The organism is Xanthomonas sp. 3075 (genome assembly GCF_014197275.1).
GTDB classification, from domain to species: Bacteria; Pseudomonadota; Gammaproteobacteria; order Xanthomonadales; family Xanthomonadaceae; genus Xanthomonas; species Xanthomonas campestris_B.
Map to the genome: position 1 here is coordinate 206,896 of NZ_JACIFI010000005.1, position 15,617 is coordinate 222,512.

The following is a 15,617-nucleotide window of genomic DNA, read 5'->3' on the forward strand; positions in this document are numbered from 1 at the left end:
GTAGCCGATGAAGGCGTACTGCGCTGGGGCGGTACGCGCCAGATAATCGGGCGCAGCGTAGTAGGAAAACCGCAGCCGGCGCAGTCGCCGCACCACCAGATCCGGGTCGACCGGACGGCTCAGGCGCAGCGCCAGATCGGTTTCCCCGCACAGCGACGCCGTCCGGGTTTCGGCGATCAGCGTCAACTGGATGGCCGGATGCCGCCGGCACAGATGCCCAGGTGCGGCGCCACCAGCGCGCTGGCGGTCGCTGGCGGCACGCTCAGCGACACCGGCCCACCGATCTGCTGTTGGCCGGCGGCCGCCGCACGCAGGACCGCCTGGGCGTCGTCTTGCCTCTGCCGGCTCAGCGCAGCGAGGCGCTGGCCGTCCGCGGTCAATACGTAGACGCGGGCGCGCCGATCCACCAATTTCAGGCCTAGCGCGGCTTCCAGCGCGGCGATCCGGCGCGCCACGGTGGCGTGCTCCATCTTGAGCCGGCGCGCGGCAGCCGCGAGCGAGCCGGCCTGGGCGAAGGCGGAAAAATGACGCAGATCCTCCCAATCCAACATGGGAATTTATTCACATCCAGCAATGATGATCCGGGAATAGCAAACGCCCATGCCCGGCGCAGCATGGCGGCTCCGTTTATTGGCCTGCCGACATGCGCCCCACTGCCCTGATCTATGCCAGCCTGATCCTGACCGCCTTTTCCTGGGGCAGCGCGTTCAACGTCGGCGCGCACGTCATCAGTGGCATGCCGCCGATCAGTGCCGGCGCCGAACGGTTCGCGCTGGCCAGCGTGGTGTTGCTGGCAATTCTGGGCGCGCGCGGCGCACTGTCCTGGCAGCGTGCCCGCGCGTACGCACCGGCGCTGCTGACAGTGGGCCTGCTGGGCGTGGCCGGCTTCAACCTGGCGATGTTTTTCGGGCTGCGTACCACCCCTCCATTCAACGCGGCACTGATGATGGCCACCACGCCACTGTGGACGCTGCTGCTATCGGCCGTGCTAGCAAATGAGCGCATGGCGCTGGACCGGGCTGGTTTGCGCTCTGGCCGGTGTGGTCTTGGTGGTCAGCGACGGCGATCCGGCACGGTTGCTAACGCTGCAATTGGCCCTGGGCGATCTGATCGTGCTCGGCGGTGCGCTGTGCCGGGCACTGGCCACGGCCGTGTCGGATCGCTATCTGGGCGCGCTCAGCGCACTGGAAACCACCACCTGGTCGATCGTGGCCGGCACCGTGGTGATGCTGGCGCTGGCGGCGGCGCTCGAGCATCCGCTGCGGCCCGCCGATGCGGCACCGGCCAGCGTCCACCTCGGCATCGTCTACCTGACGCTGTGCAGCAGCGTGCTCGGTTACCTGCTGTGGTTCGGTGCGATCCGCCGCGTCGGCGCGGGCACCGCTGCAGGATTCTTCAACCTGGTGCCGGTATTCGCGCTGCTGGCTTCGCTGCTGGAAGGACGCCAGCTACCGGGCATCCAGGCCGCCGGCGTGGCGGTGGTGGTGGCCGGGGTGGTGATCGCATCGCGCCAGACCGCGACGCCAGCGCCTGCACAATCGTGCTCCGCGCGTTGAAAGCACGTGTCGGCAATGTGTTGCGAACGATTGCTCGCCCTCGACTGGGCGGCCTGCAGTGGCGAAACAGCACTGCTTACGCAACTCAGCGCCTAACGGACTGGATTGAGTAAGCCTGGCAGGGCGATATGACTGAACTCCTGGACGCAGTAGCCGCGAAACTGGGCGAAGGAAGGTCATTACGCCCTCTGTTGCGTTGGAAACAACCCGGCATGGATAAAAAAAAGTTACCGGTCGCACCCAAACCCCAAGACTCAATCTCCATACGGATTTATGTCAGGCGCACTACTTTGAGCCTGATGATATTGGTTATCGAATTTAATCATGCATGCCACTGCCACTTGCCACTGAAAAAAGTGACATCACCCACTAAAGATGTCCCGCTTCAGGCCGCTACCCTCGCAGGTGGCGAAAACCCACCAGACGAAGCGCAGGTCGCTGGTAGCAAGTCAGCCATCTCGCCGTTCTACGAATGAACTGTTCATCAACAATGCGCGGTGGACGCATTTGGTGATGAACGACATCTGGTGCCGCCTCACGAAATCCACGATTGGCAAGCAACCGTAACAGGACCGCTGCGCAGCCGCAGTAAGCAAGGAGAGTCACTAACATGTACAAGAAGAGCATCATTCTGGCATCGTGCGTCGCCGTAGCGACAGGTGTCTGGTATGCGGGCGCCGCAACGACCGACGTAACGCACTCCGCTCCCGAAAAAGCTCAAGCCGCCGCGCAGTCTGGATATCCTGCGGCTGCCGTTGATCGCGCAATTGGTGCTTCTGGCCCGACTGCAGGCTCGTCCGCATCTTTTGATGCGCCGGACAATGGCACGCTGGTTTCATACGACAAAAAGCCGTCCATCAAGGAAGGTCCATTCGATCTCTATCCCGCCCGCATCAGCGAAAGCTATGCGCTACGCGCAACGATAGAAGGGCAAATGACAATCGTCGCGCCAGACGGCACTCGCTTGAAAATGGATTATGTCCGTCATGTCGAGGGCAAAAATGGCAACTGGACATGGGTAGGTCGTTTGCCTGGCGCACAGATCGGTGAGGAATCGGTCGTGACCTTCGGCAAGAATGCCGTCTTTGGATCGCTTGGCAGCAGCGGTGGCAAGGTCTACCGCATATCCACGATCAACGGCCAGCCATATGTCATGTCTGCGTCTCAGGTCCAATTGCAAGCAGCTACTCCTAGCAAGCGCGGCGACGCGCTCACACCTCCACAGTCGGCAGCCGCTACATCGTCTGCCGCACCTGGTGCGATTCCCGAGTACACAAGCCTGGCCCAGGTGAACGCGGCAGCGGGTACGACATCGACCAACACCATTGACGTCGTCCTCGGCTACACGCCTGATTACAAAGCCTATCGGGGCGGAGAATCCGCAATCGAGACAGTGATGACCAATCTGGTGGAAATTGCCAATCAAGCCTTCGCAAATGCGAACGTACAAGCGCGTTATCGCTTGGTCGGCACCATAGAAGTTGCCTATACCAACAACAACGACAACAGCCAGGCGCTGCAAGAAGTGACCTGGATTAGTGCTTACAACGATGCTTTCCGCCCGATCCGCCAGATCCGTGAAAACTACGGCGCCGACCTCGTCGCAGTGATTCGCCGCTATAACGATTCCACCCAAAACAACTGTGGCGTCGCTTGGGTGAATGGCCAAACCGACTCCCGCTATGCGTATGCGATCGTGTCTGAAGGCGTGGACGGAAACTACTATTGTCCGCCGACCACATTGGGGCACGAGCTCGGGCATCTGCTCGGCTCTTATCACCAGCGGGAAACCGGACAAGAAACCGGCTTCAACTATGGACATCGCAGCGATGTAGGCAGCTTTCACACCCTCATGGCCTATAGCATCAATGGCCAGCGCGAAGTCAATGTCTATTCAACGCCTTTTGTCCAAAGCTGTTATGGACAGTCGTGCGGCGTGATTGGCCAGGCCGACAACGCTATGGCATTCGTGATAACCATCCCCAGAATCGTTCAATTTCGGTCAACCATGGTCCCTTTTGACGACTCCAGCTCTCCAGGGCAGATCGTTGGCCCATCCGGAAAGTGCTTGGATGTGGCGGAGGGCGGTACCGGCGACATGTCCGCCATTAAAGTCTGGGGATGCAATGGGCTGCGGCAGCAAAAGTGGCACTGGCAGAGCCTGAGCCGCTCCTTCCGCAGCAATGGCACCGACAAGGTATTGGATATTCAGGGAGTGAATTCCAGCAATGGTGCGTCGATCCAGCTCTATTCACTGAATAGTTCGTCTAATCAACGCTGGAACTTCAGGACTTCGTCGATCATCGCCAGCGGAGGCAAGGTATTGGATGTCGCTAACGCTGGCAGCCAGAATGGAGCACGCCTGCAAACCTGGGACAACCTCGGAGGCTCCAATCAAATCTGGAACTTCAATCCAACAACCGGAGCAATCCAGGTTTCTACCGGCAGGTGCTTGGACGTCGCAGCATCCGGAGTGACAAGTGGCACCGCTGTACAGCTCTGGGATTGCTCGGGAACCAAAAACCAGAAATGGTCGCTTGGCAAGAACGGCTCGATCATCGGCTACGGCGGCAACTGCCTCGAAGCAGCCGGCAATTTTGGGGCAAATGGCCGATCGATCGTAATGGCCACGTGCAATGGCAGCCAGGCACAAACATGGCGCATTCGTGGACAGATTCGCAGCGACCTGAACAACAAGTGCCTGGATGACTCTGCTGGAGGTACCACCAACGGTGCACGTGCGCAGATGTGGGATTGCCTTGGCAATGTCAACCAGACGTGGGAAGTCCAGCCGAACTAACAAGAGGGCAGAACACGCCCCATTGAGAGACTTTTGTCTCTGGGTCTAGCCATTCAAACTGCCCTTGCGCCTTCATGCGGCAAGGGCAGTTTTTTTTCCAGGAATCAAGTTTCCTGGCAAGAGGCTCTGCAAGTCCAAAAAACTAATGTCCGTGACATCGAGTGGTACGACTCGATGTCACGGACCACAAAAAAACGCGAATGAGGCGATATCGCACCTCAGTTGCACGAACTACCAACACCTGAGCGAACACGTCGCTCCTATGGTCGCAAGCGTCACTGGTGCTTGGTGGATTTTGCGACGCGGCGCAGGATGTGCTCGCGATCCAGGATGCGGCCGACCGGGAATTCGTATTCGCCAACTTTCTCGAAGCCGTAGCGGGCATAGAAGCGCTGCGCGCCGAAATTCTCCGACCACACGCCGATCCATAGCGTGCGTGGGCCGTCGCGCTCCAGCCACTCCAGTGTGGTTTCGAACAGGCGGCTGCCCCAGCCGGTGTTCTGATAGTCCTTCAACAGATACAGCCGCTTGAGCTCTCCATCACCGGGACGCACATCTGCGTGCGGCAGCCCGCACGGCCCGGCGGCGGCGTGGCCGACCAACAGGTTGTCCATCTCCAGCAACCAGATCGCATAGTCCGGGTGCGCCAGCACGATGCGGGAGCGCTCCACTGCGTAGGTCTCTTCCAGAAAGCCGTGCAGGTCTTCTTGCGGATACAGATGCCCGAAGGTTTCGGTGAAGGTCTGTGCGGCCAGCAGCGACAAGGCTTCGGCATCGTCCGGTGTGGCGCGGCGGATGCGGGTCATGCGGGACTCTCGTGCCGGGTAGACGTGGCAGCTTCTCGCATGCGGCCGCGTTGCTGCAAGCGGGGAATGGGGATTGGGGATTGGGGATTGGGGAATCGGGAATCGGGAATCGGGAATCGGGACAGCATCTGCGATGCGTGAATTCCCCGGCAGGATTCGGCATGGGCGCTGACGGGTTTCACCAAGCGCGCACGACCGGCTCCGCATGGCACCGCGCAGGAAAGATGAACACTGCGAGGAATGGTGATCCACTGGCGGAGCTCAGGCGCGCTTGAGGCGGACCTGCAGGACGCACTGCCGTCGGTGATCGGCGGCGGTTGGACGGCGGTGACCGGTGCGCAGCGCGCAGCCCCTGACCCTGGCGCTAACGTTCCACCAAAGCGCGCAGCGCTGGCTGCGCTGGGCGCCTCGTACAGATGACCACGCACACGGCATGGCCATCTGCTAGCACAGGTCAGACCTGCCTGGGGCGCACCTGCACGTGCACTTCGGCCAGCTGCTCGGCCGGAATCGGCGACGGGGCGTCGGTCATCAGATCCTGCGCGCCGGTGGTCTTGGGGAACGGGATCACGTCGCGGATCGATTCGGTGCCGGCCATCAACGCAGCGATACGGTCGATCCCGAAGGCGATGCCGCCGTGCGGCGGTGCGCCGTAGTTCAGCGCATCCAGCAGGAAGCCGAACTTGGCGCGCGCTTCCTCGGCGCCGATGCCCAGCAACTCGAACACCGCGCTCTGCATGTCGGGGCGGTGGATACGGATCGAGCCGCCGCCGATTTCGTTACCGTTGAGCACCATGTCGTAGCTGCGCGAGACCGCCGTGCGGGCATTGGCGCGCAGGTCGGCGATGTCGTCCACCGCCGGCGCGGTGAAGGGGTGATGCAGGGCGACGTAACGCTGCGCTTCGTCGTCCCATTCGAACATCGGGAAGTCGGTGACCCACAGCGGCGCCCAGCCATCGGCGATCAACTTGAAGTCCTTGCCGGCCTTCAAGCGCAGCGCGCCCATGAAATCGGACACGGTGTTATAGCCGCCGGCACCGAAGAACACGATGTCGCCATTGCTCGCACCCACGTGCTTGAGCAACGCGGCAAACGCCTCTTCGGAAAAGAACTTGGCGATCGGCGAGCTGACTTCGCCGGTTTCCGACAGCTTGATATAGGCCAGGCCCTTGGCGCCGTACTTGGCGGCATGCGCGGCGTACTCGTCGATCTGCTTGCGCGACAGCGCGGCGCCACCGGGAATGCGCAGCGCGGCCACGCGGCCGTCGGCATCGTTGGCGGCAGCGGTAAACACCGGGAATTCGCTGGATTTGACCAGCTCGGCCACATCGACCAATTCCAGCGCGATGCGCAGGTCCGGCTTGTCCGAGCCATAGCGACGCATCGCCTCGGCCCAGGTCATGCGCGGGAACTGCGCGGCCAACTCGACGTCCACCACCTCCTTGAAGATGGCGCGGATCATGTTTTCGACGAAATCCTGCACGTCGCGCTCGCGCACGAAGGCGAACTCCATGTCGAGCTGGGTGAATTCCAGCTGCCGATCGGCGCGCAGCGCCTCGTCGCGGAAGCAGCGCGCGATCTGGTAGTAGCGGTCGAAGCCGGCCACCATCAGGATCTGCTTGAACAGCTGCGGCGACTGCGGCAGCGCGTAGAACTCGCCCGGATGCATGCGCGCCGGCACCAGGAAGTCACGTGCACCTTCCGGGGTGGCCTTGGTCAAAATCGGGGTTTCGATGTCCTGGAAATCGCGCGCATCCAGATGGCGGCGCAGCGCCTGTACCAGCTTGATGCGGGTGCGCTGCATGCGCTGCATTTCCGGACGACGCAAATCCAGATAGCGGTACTTCAGCCGGGTTTCTTCGCCCGGATTTTCGTGCGCATGGAACGGCAGCGGCGCGGCCTTGTTGAGGATGGTGATGCGGGTGGCGATCACTTCCACCTTGCCGGTGCGCAGCTTGTCGTTGACCGCATGCCGCGCACGCACCACGCCTTCGACCTGCAGCACGTCTTCGTAGCCGAGGCTGGCGGCGACCGGGAACACCTCGGCGTTCTCGGGCTCCACCGTCACCTGCACGATGCCTTCGTGGTCGCGCAGGTCGATGAAGCACACCCCGCCCAGGTTGCGGGCCACGTCGGTCCAGCCGGCGAGAGTGACGGTTTGGCCGATCATGGTCTCGTCGACCAGGCCGCAGAAGTGGGTACGCATCGAAAGCTCCGCTGAAAACCCGACACAGGACAGCGCCGGAGAGCCGGATATTCTGGGGCCGGCGGGCGGCAGGAGCAAATGCGCAGGCACTCATGGGCGCTTAAGTCAGCGCCCGGCTGAATAGGCGCCAGATCCCTCCGCACCAAGGACGACACGATGCTGCGCACCGCCCTGCTGCTCTCCGGCTTCGGCCTGATCTCCCTGACCGGCCTGCTCACCAGCGCTCCTGCCACCGCGCAGGACCGCGGCTGGAACGGCCCCAGCATCACCTGCTCCAGCAACGACAACCGCCGCCGCGAATGCGATACGCCATTCCGTGGCCGCGCCGTGCTGGTGGAAAACATCTCCGGCACACGCTGCATCGAAGGCCGCAACTGGGGCAGCGACCGCGGCCGGGTCTGGGTGGACGATGGCTGCCGCGCGCGCTTTGTCGAAGGCCGCGGCGGCGGCTGGGACCGTGGCGATCGTGGCTACGGCGGCCGCGACGACCAGCCGCGCGACGACTACGCCCTGACCTGCGCCAGCGACGATCGCCGCCTGCGCACCTGCGACTGGGACCGCCGTTACGGCCGGCCGGTGCTGACGCGGCAGCTGTCCGACGCGCGCTGCGCCGAGGGCCGCAACTGGGGCTACGACGCGCGTCGCGCGACGATCTGGGTCAACGATGGCTGCCGCGCACGCTTTGAGGCACGTTGAGCGGCCGCGCCTGCCGGCCGATCCTGGATTGGATCGGCCGGCGTGCGCCAGCCAGCCGCCGGCGCCGCTAGAAAGCCGCTCAGTGCCGCAAAAGACGGGTTGCGCCGCGTGTCAAGCGGCTTGCCCGTCAACGCCCCTGGCGTCGCGGATGCCGACATATCGACAACCACCCGACCGGCAAAGGCCTGACCGCAATACCCGGCAAGTGCGGCGAGAAAGCGATCGGCAGGCGCGGGACTGGCGGCGACGGCGTGCGGCGACGCGGACATCGCGCATCCCCCAGCGGCGGCGAGCGCCGCCAGCAGCAGGATCAGGCGGAAGCTCATCCGTTACGCGCGTGCCGCACCGGTCACGCAGGGTCGGAGGCGGGCTTGGCGGCCGGCTTGCTCTCGGCGGCCGGCGCTGGCTTGGCATCGCCCCCGCCGCTGCTGTCGGTGAGGTTTTTCTTCTTTTCCCCGGCCGATTTGAAGTCGGTCTCGTACCAGCCACTGCCCGACAGACGGAACGACGGCGCGGTGATCTGGCGCTTGATCGTGGCGGCAGCGCACGCCGGGCAGTTCTGCGGATCGGGGTCGGCCATCTTTTGCAGGCGGTCGAAGGCGTGGCCGCAGGTGGTGCACTGAAACGCGTAGATGGGCATGGAACTCTGGTCGGTGACGATGCGAAGGCGCAGATTCTAGAGCGTGCCGGGCGGTTTGAGGTGGGCCGCACAGTCTGCGCGAGGTGGGCGCAGACGCATCGCGGCACCGTTGGCAAGCCGCGCACCGGATCCTGCCGACGATGTTCTTCGCTCTCTGGCAACCTCCACGCGCTGGAGGCTGCATCTGTCATGGGCAGCGCCGACCACCCACGCATCGCAACGGAGTTACGCAGGCATGCAGAACACCGGCACGCAGCGCCATGCCGTGACCGATGCGGCGGCGACCACACGCCAAAACAAACATCGCACGCACTGGCTACATAACGCAGCGCCGATGCGTTGCACGTCTGCAGTAAAAAACAGGCAACTGCGCAAACGTAGCGACGAGGTGAAAGAGGCCAATCGAGCGGGCTGTTAAACTTGGTCACGTGATCGACGCGCCTTTTCCCCCACAAAGGCCGCTTCCATGTTGCGGCTGACTGCGCTTTTGCTCGGTGTTGCCCTGCTGCTGACCGGCGGCGGGCTGCTCGGCACGCTGCTGGCCGTGCGCGGCGGGCAGGCCGGTTTCGACGCGCGTGCGCTGGGGCTGATCATGTCCGGCTATTTCGCCGGCTTCTTTCTCGGCACCTTCTTCGCACCGCCGCTGATCCGCCGGATCGGCCATATCCGCGCCTTCGCGTTCTATGCCGCGCTGGCCGCCATCGCGGTGCTGCTGCATCCGATCTGGCTGAGCGCCTGGGCCTGGGGTTTGCTGCGGCTGGTCACCGGTGTGGCGCTGGTCGGTCTCTATACGGTGATCGAGAGCTGGCTCAATGCCGAGCCGGATGCACGCCGACGCAGCCGGGTGTTCTCGGTGTACATGGCGATCAATCTGTCTGCGCTTGCACTGGGCCAGGTACTGCTCACTGCCGGTGATGCGCGTGCGCCGGCGATGTTCACGCTGACCGCGATCCTGATCTGCGCGGCGGTGATGCCGGTGATGACCACACGGCTGATCCCGCCCGAGGTGCCGCACGTGTCGCGCCTGCGGCTGAAAACGCTGTACGCGCTCGCCCCGGTGGCGACCATCGGCGCGGGATTGTCCGGCCTGGCGATGGGTGCGTTCTGGGGCCTGTTGCCGGTGTACGCCGACCGCATCGGGCTGGATGCCGATGGCGTGGCGATGTTCATGCTGAGCGCCATCGTCGGCGGCGCGGTGCTGCAATGGCCGATCGGGCGCATCAGCGACGGCCATGACCGCCGCATCGGGCTGGTGGCGGTGAGCGTGCTGGCGGCCAGTGTCGCCATCGCTGCGGCGCTGCCGATGGTGCAGGCGCAGACCACGCTGCTGTTCGTGCTGTTCTTCGTGTACGGCGGGCTGGCGTTCTCGCTGTATCCGTTCGCGGTTGCGCACATGCTGGACTACCTGCCGCGCGAACAGCTGCTGTCCGGCTGCAGCAGCCTGCTGCTGGTCCACGGTGTGGGCGCGGCGCTCGGCCCCGCATTGGCCGGCGGCGCGATGCAGAAATTCGGACCGGCCGCATTGCCGGTGTATTTCGCGGTGATGCTGCTGGGCCTGGCCGGTTTCACCCTGACGCGGCTGCTGCGCTTTGCGCGCCTGCGCACCCATCCGATTGCGTTCCGTCCGATGTTGCGCACCACGCCATCGGCGTTGGAACTGATCCCGGAAACCGATTCTCCCTCCCCTCCCAAAAAGGACGCCCATTGACTGATCAAACACTTCATTCGCATCCCTCATCCCCGACTCACCCCCGCCCGGATCCGGCCGTGATCCTGGCCACCGACCTGGACGGCACCTTCCTGGCCGGCTCCGCCGAGCAGCGTCACCAGCTCTATCGTCTGGTCGATCAGCATCCGGAAATCCGCCTGATCTTCATCACCGGGCGCGGCCTCGAAGCAGTGATGCCCCTGCTCACCGATCCCACCATTCCCCGCCCCGATTACGTGGTCTGCGACGTTGGCGCCACCGTGGTCGATGGGCACACCCTGCAGCCGCTGCAGCCGTTGCAATCGATGATCGATGCACACTGGCCGGGCGAACAGGTGGTGGCGCAGGCGATGCGCGCGTTTCCGCAACTGCAGCGCCAGGACGTACCGCAGGAACGCCGGTGCTCGTATTTCTGCGATCCGGCGACGCTGGCACCCTTGCGCGCGCAGATCGAAGACAGCGCACGCGCACTCGGCTGCGACGTGCTGTATTCGGCCGATCGCTATCTGGACATCCTGCCGCCGGACACCGACAAGGGCCGCACGCTGGCGGCCCTGGCGCGCCATCTGGACTTGCCGCGCGAACGCATCCTGGTGGCCGGCGACACGCTCAACGATCTGTCGATGTACCGGGCCGGTTTTCGCGGCGTCTGCGTCGGCGATTCGGAGCCGGCGCTGACGCAGGCCACCGCTCATCTGCCCGAGACCTATCACGCCAGCGCGCCCGGCTGCGGCGGCATCCTTGAAGCGATCGCGCATTTCGGTCTGTTGGCCGCCAACGACCCGCATGTGCCGGCGATGCAGGTACCGCGCAAGGGTGGCGCCGATCTGGTGATGGTCTATCACCGCCTGCCCTATGACGAAGTGGTCGAAGACGGCCAGCTGGTGCGCCGCGCGCCACGTTCGCCGAACGGCATCATTCCCTCGCTATTGGGCTTCTTCGAAGGCGGCCAACGTGGTTCGTGGGTGGCCTGGAGCATCGACGATCCCAAGCGCGGGCCGTTCCAGACCCATACCGAGGTCGATACGCAGCGCTATCCCACGCTGACGGCCGCACGCGTGCCGCTGAGCAAGAGCGAGGTGGACATCTTCTACAAGCGTTTCTCCAAGGAAGCGTTCTGGCCGATGCTGCATGTGTTCTGGGAGCGCGCGCGTTTCCGCGAAGACGATTGGCAGGTGTTTTTGACCGTCAACCGCAAATTCGCCGAAGCCACCTCCGCCGAAGCCGCGCACGGCGCCACCGTGTGGATCCACGATTACAACCTGTGGATGGTGCCGGCGTACCTGCGCGAGCTGCGCCCGGACCTGAAGATCGCCTTCTTCCATCACACCTATTTCCCCTCGGCCGATGTGTTCAATGTGGTGCCGTGGCGGCGCGAGATCATCGGCAGCCTGATGTGCTGCGACTATGTCGGCTTCCATATTCCACGCCAGGTGGAGAACTTCGTCGACGTGGTGCGCGGCGTGATGCCGGTGGAACGACTGGCGCAGGAAAGCTGCGCTCCGCGCTTTCTGACCTATGGATGCGCGGTGGGCCTGGATACGATGACCACCTGCCTGCGCGTGGCCGACCGCGACGTGGCGCTGGGTGCGCACCCGGTCGGCACCGATCTGCGCCGCATTCGCACCAGTCTGAGCCAGCCGGACGTGCGCAACGACATCTTCAAACTGCGCCGCGAGATCGGAGCGCGCAAGCTGGTGCTGTCGGTGGAGCGACTGGATTACACCAAGGGCACGCTGGCCAAGCTGGAAGCCTTCGAGCGCCTGCTCGATCGCCAGCCGCAGCTACTCGGCAAGGTCACCTTGCTGATGGTGTGCGTGCCCGCCGCGCGCGAGATGACCATCTACCGCACCTTGCAGACACAGATCGAGCAGGCAGTGGGTCGCATCAACGGACGCTTCTCGCGGCTGGACTGGACCCCGGTGCGGTTCTTCGCCCAGGCACTGCCGTTCGAGCAGGTGGTGGCGCATTACGCCGCCGCGCAGGTGATGTGGATCACCCCGCTGCGCGACGGGCTGAACCTGGTCGCCAAGGAGTTCGTCGCGGTGCAGGGCATCGAAGGTGGCAGCGGCGTGCTCGTGCTCAGCGAATTCGCCGGCGCCGCCGCCGAATTGAAGGGCGCGGTGCTGACCAATCCGCACGATCCGCTCGATCTTGCCGCCGGCCTGCTGCAGGCCTTGTCGATGCCCGACGACGAGGCCGCCGGGCGCTTGCGACAGCTGTACGACAGCGTGGAGTACTACGACGTGGACCGCTGGGGACGCGAGTTCCTGCAAGCGGTCGCACGCAGCCGCGGCGCGCAGGGGCGGCCGGCGCTGCACCCGCCCACCACGGCCGTCGAACCGGTGGCCTGACCCGACCGGCAGTACGAACGCATGACAACGCCCGGCTCGTCCGGGCGTTGTCATGTGGGCGCAGATGCGGTGCGCCTGCGACCCGACGCACCCCCCGTCATCATCACGCAATGCAGACGCGGCAGGCTTGCGAGCTCCCTCCCCGCTTGTTGGATTGCAATGGATTCGACGTCCTCCTCGCGCGTGCGCCACCCGGCCACGCTCGCGCTGCTGCTGGTTCCGCTCACCCTGCCCGCCTACGCACAGCAAACCCCGGACGGCGCAACGCCAGGCCCGACCGCGGCCGAACCGGCCGGCAACGGCGAGCAGGTGTCCACGCTCGACCAGGTACAGGTGGTCGGCCAGGCGATGACGTATTCCAAGACCACCGTCAGCAAGGAAATGCTGGACCGCCAGTTCGTGCTCGGCAGCGTCAACGACGCGCTCAACGAACTGCCCGGCGTGGTGGTCACCGAAGCCGATGCGTTTGGTTCCTCGGACTGGGGCACGCAGATCAGCATGCGCGGCTTCGTCAGCAATCGCGACACCCAGCAGATCGGCACCACCATCGACGGCGTGCCCAACGGCGGCTCGGCGTATGGCGGCGGCTCCAAGGCCAACCGCTTCATCGACATGCCCGATCTGGAAACGGTGGAAGTCAGCCAGGGCACCGCCGACATCGCCTCGCGCTCCAACGAAGCGCTGGGCGGCACCTTGAACTATCTCACCGGCGAACCGCTGGAAACGCAGCGTGTGCGCGTGATCGGCGGCATCGGCGACAACCAGGCGCGCAAGTATTACGCGCGCTACGACACCGGCCTGCTCGGCGACAACACGCGCGCCTGGGTCAGCGGTTCGTCGGCGCGCAACGACGACTGGATCGACGGCAGCGGCCACACCAGCCGCGATCACCTGGCCGGCAAGTTCGTCAGCGTGTTGGACAAGTGGACGCTCAGCGGCTACGCGTCCTACGACGATGCCGACGAATCCGAATACACCAGCGTGACGCCGGAGCAGTTCGCGCGCGATCCCGAACATGACCTGCTCACCGGCACGCTCACCGGCATTCCGTACCTGGATCAGAACTACCGCTCCGGCTCGCGCGCACTGCGCAAGAACACCTTCGGCTACCTGCGTGGCGCCTTCGATGGCGGCAATGGGTTCAAGACCACGCTCACCGGCTACGCGCACCGCATGCAGGGCCGTGGCGACTGGATTCCGCCTTACCTGGTGGACGTCACCAACGATGGTGCCGGCGCACCGGAATCGGAAGCGCGCGGCGGCAACACCGTGTATGCCGGCAGCGACCTGGGCAAGCTGTATTACCTCACCCCCGGCGGCGCGGCGGCCACCATGCTGGCCGGCTGCGCAGGCAGCGATGCATTGCCTGCCGAATCCAATCCGGCCTGCTATCCGGCAGGGTCGGTCCCGGTGCAGTCGTACCGCCACAGTCACTACGACAACCACCGCGCCGGTGCGATGGCCGATGTGGAATGGCGTGCCGATCTCGGCGCCATCGACAATACCGTGCGCGCCGGTGCCTGGCTGGAGCGCTACGATCGCAGCGTCACCCGCGACTGGCACCGCCTGCTCAACGTCGGCACCAACATCAGCTTCGATCATCAGCCGTACTGGGTGCAGTTCAAGGACCAATACCAGACCGACGAGCAGATGTACTACGTCGAAGATGTGATGCGCTATGGCGCGTTCGCCTGGCGCGTGGGCGTCAAGCAGTTCTTCGTCGACCAGACCCGCGACCGCCGTATCGGCGATGCGCAGCATGTGGAATCGGATTCGCATTCGGACCCGCTGCTGTCGGCCGGCCTGACCTGGACCACCCCGGTGCAGGGCCTGGAAGCCTTTGCCGGTTACTCGCAGAACTTTGCCGCGATTCCCTCCGGCGTGCTGGGCGAAACCGACCCGGTCGCGCTGAGCCGGGTCAAGCCGGAAACCGCCGACAACGTCGAGCTCGGCCTGCGCATCAGCCGCTGGCCGTTGACCGGCAGCGTGACGCTGTACGACATCCGCTTCGACAACCGCATCGTCTATGTGCCGGCCAACTTCGTCAGCGGCATCGACTATCTCGGCGAAACCGATGGCGTGTATGAAAACTTCGGCGGCGTGCATGCGCGCGGCGTGGAAGCAGCGCTGGGGTATGGCTGGGACAACGGCTGGCGTCTCAACGGCGCCTACACCTACAACAAGGCCGATTATCTCGGCAGCGGCGATGCTGCGCGCGATACCGCGCTGGAGATCACGCCTGGTGCGCAGGTGATCGGCCAGCCGCGCAACACGCTGGTGGTGTCGGCCGATTGGCGCGGCCAGGCATGGCGCTTCGGTGTGTCCGGGCGTTATCTGGGCAAGCGCTATCTGGATGCATCCAACGTTGCCGCGCTCGACGGCGTGACCACCTTCGATGCCAACCTCGGCTTGGAACTGTCGCAGCTATCGTCGCAACTCAAGGGAATGCAACTGGCGCTCAATGTCAGCAATCTCACCGACAAGCGTTATCTGGAAGGCGTGGATGGCAGCGACAGCGCGTTCATCGCCGCACCGCGCACGGTCGGCCTGACGCTGACGCTGGATCTGTAACGTCAGATCGACAGCTGCGTGGATGCGCCGACGCTGTTGCTTCTTGCGCTGGTGAGCGAGGGAGGATTGGGGTGAGGGCACAAGCGCCCCCATCCGCCCTTCGGGCAGCTTCCCCCGCAGGCGGGGGAAGGGACTCGGCGAGGTTCGGCCAACCACGCAAGATGCGGGGGACATCCTTCCGCAGCAATCCGCCCCCTCTCCCGCCTGCGGGAGAGGGCTGGGGTGAGGGCACGGCGCCCCCATCCGCCCTTCGGGCAGCTTCCCCCGCAGGCGGGGGAAG

At 64.5% G+C, this 15,617-nt stretch carries 14 protein-coding genes; 8 read left to right on the forward strand and 6 right to left on the reverse strand.

All coding sequences use genetic code 11. From position 1 onward, the window contains the following. Positions 1-182: 182 nt before the first annotated feature. Both GGR62_RS20935 and GGR62_RS21135 read right to left on the reverse strand, forming a co-directional pair. Positions 183-551 (reverse strand): LysR family transcriptional regulator, encoded by a 369-nt coding sequence (locus GGR62_RS20935; protein ID WP_221229077.1) that lies wholly within the window; start codon positions 549-551, stop codon positions 183-185. A gap of 112 nt (positions 552-663) precedes the next feature. Then, positions 664-957, reverse strand: coding sequence for a hypothetical protein (locus GGR62_RS21135; RefSeq protein ID WP_260305603.1), 294 nt, complete (start codon positions 955-957; stop codon positions 664-666). A 38-nt stretch (positions 958-995) separates the two neighbouring features. Between GGR62_RS21135 and GGR62_RS06960 the strand changes: the two genes are divergently transcribed. From GGR62_RS06960 to GGR62_RS06970, 3 genes are all read left to right on the forward strand, one after another. After that, the gene (locus GGR62_RS06960) at positions 996-1,556 is read left to right on the forward strand and encodes a DMT family transporter (protein ID WP_184407189.1); all 561 of its coding nucleotides are present in this window, start codon (positions 996-998) and stop codon (positions 1,554-1,556) included. 128 nt (positions 1,557-1,684) lie between these two features. Further along, complete coding sequence (locus tag GGR62_RS06965) at positions 1,685-2,032, forward strand: hypothetical protein (protein ID WP_184407190.1); 348 nt, start codon at positions 1,685-1,687, stop codon at positions 2,030-2,032. 134 nt (positions 2,033-2,166) lie between these two features. After that, positions 2,167-4,356 (forward strand): ricin-type beta-trefoil lectin domain protein, encoded by a 2,190-nt coding sequence (locus GGR62_RS06970; protein ID WP_184407191.1) that lies wholly within the window; start codon positions 2,167-2,169, stop codon positions 4,354-4,356. 275 nt (positions 4,357-4,631) lie between these two features. On the opposite strand, the gene GGR62_RS06975 is transcribed toward GGR62_RS06970, so the two are convergent. Together GGR62_RS06975 and aspS are read right to left on the reverse strand one after the other, a co-directional pair. Then, complete coding sequence (locus tag GGR62_RS06975; RefSeq protein WP_184407192.1) at positions 4,632-5,162, reverse strand: N-acetyltransferase; 531 nt, start codon at positions 5,160-5,162, stop codon at positions 4,632-4,634. A gap of 454 nt (positions 5,163-5,616) precedes the next feature. Then, complete coding sequence (gene aspS / locus GGR62_RS06980; RefSeq protein WP_184407193.1) at positions 5,617-7,368, reverse strand: aspartate--tRNA ligase; 1,752 nt, start codon at positions 7,366-7,368, stop codon at positions 5,617-5,619. A 156-nt stretch (positions 7,369-7,524) separates the two neighbouring features. On the opposite strand from aspS, the gene GGR62_RS06985 reads away from it, so the two are divergent. Further along, positions 7,525-8,064 carry a DUF3011 domain-containing protein gene (locus GGR62_RS06985; protein ID WP_184407194.1) on the forward strand — a complete coding sequence of 180 codons (540 nt, stop codon included), beginning with the start codon at positions 7,525-7,527 and terminating at the stop codon, positions 8,062-8,064. Here the strand turns inward: GGR62_RS06985 and GGR62_RS20940 are convergent. Further along, entirely contained in the window at positions 7,998-8,390 is a 393-nt protein-coding gene (locus tag GGR62_RS20940) for a hypothetical protein (RefSeq protein ID WP_221229078.1), read from the reverse strand. The genes GGR62_RS06985 and GGR62_RS20940 overlap by 67 nt on opposite strands. Before the next feature lie 23 nt (positions 8,391-8,413). Beyond that, positions 8,414-8,704: a zinc ribbon domain-containing protein gene (locus tag GGR62_RS06990; protein WP_184407195.1), complete on the reverse strand. Its 291-nt coding sequence runs from the start codon at positions 8,702-8,704 to the stop codon at positions 8,414-8,416. A 235-nt stretch (positions 8,705-8,939) separates the two neighbouring features. On the opposite strand from GGR62_RS06990, the gene GGR62_RS06995 reads away from it, so the two are divergent. The 4 genes from GGR62_RS06995 to GGR62_RS07010 all read left to right on the forward strand — a co-directional run bounded on the left by GGR62_RS06995 (position 8,940) and on the right by GGR62_RS07010 (position 15,337). After that, positions 8,940-9,122 carry a hypothetical protein gene (locus GGR62_RS06995; RefSeq protein WP_184407196.1) on the forward strand — a complete coding sequence of 61 codons (183 nt, stop codon included), beginning with the start codon at positions 8,940-8,942 and terminating at the stop codon, positions 9,120-9,122. A gap of 48 nt (positions 9,123-9,170) precedes the next feature. Further along, positions 9,171-10,412, forward strand: coding sequence for an MFS transporter (locus GGR62_RS07000; protein ID WP_184407197.1), 1,242 nt, complete (start codon positions 9,171-9,173; stop codon positions 10,410-10,412). Between the two features lie 59 nt (positions 10,413-10,471). After that, positions 10,472-12,766: a glucosylglycerol-phosphate synthase gene (gene ggpS, locus GGR62_RS07005; RefSeq protein ID WP_184407198.1), complete on the forward strand. Its 2,295-nt coding sequence runs from the start codon at positions 10,472-10,474 to the stop codon at positions 12,764-12,766. A gap of 159 nt (positions 12,767-12,925) precedes the next feature. Then, a complete protein-coding gene (locus GGR62_RS07010; protein WP_184407199.1) occupies positions 12,926-15,337 on the forward strand; it encodes a TonB-dependent receptor in 2,412 nt (803 codons plus the stop codon). Positions 15,338-15,617: the final 280 nt, after the last annotated feature.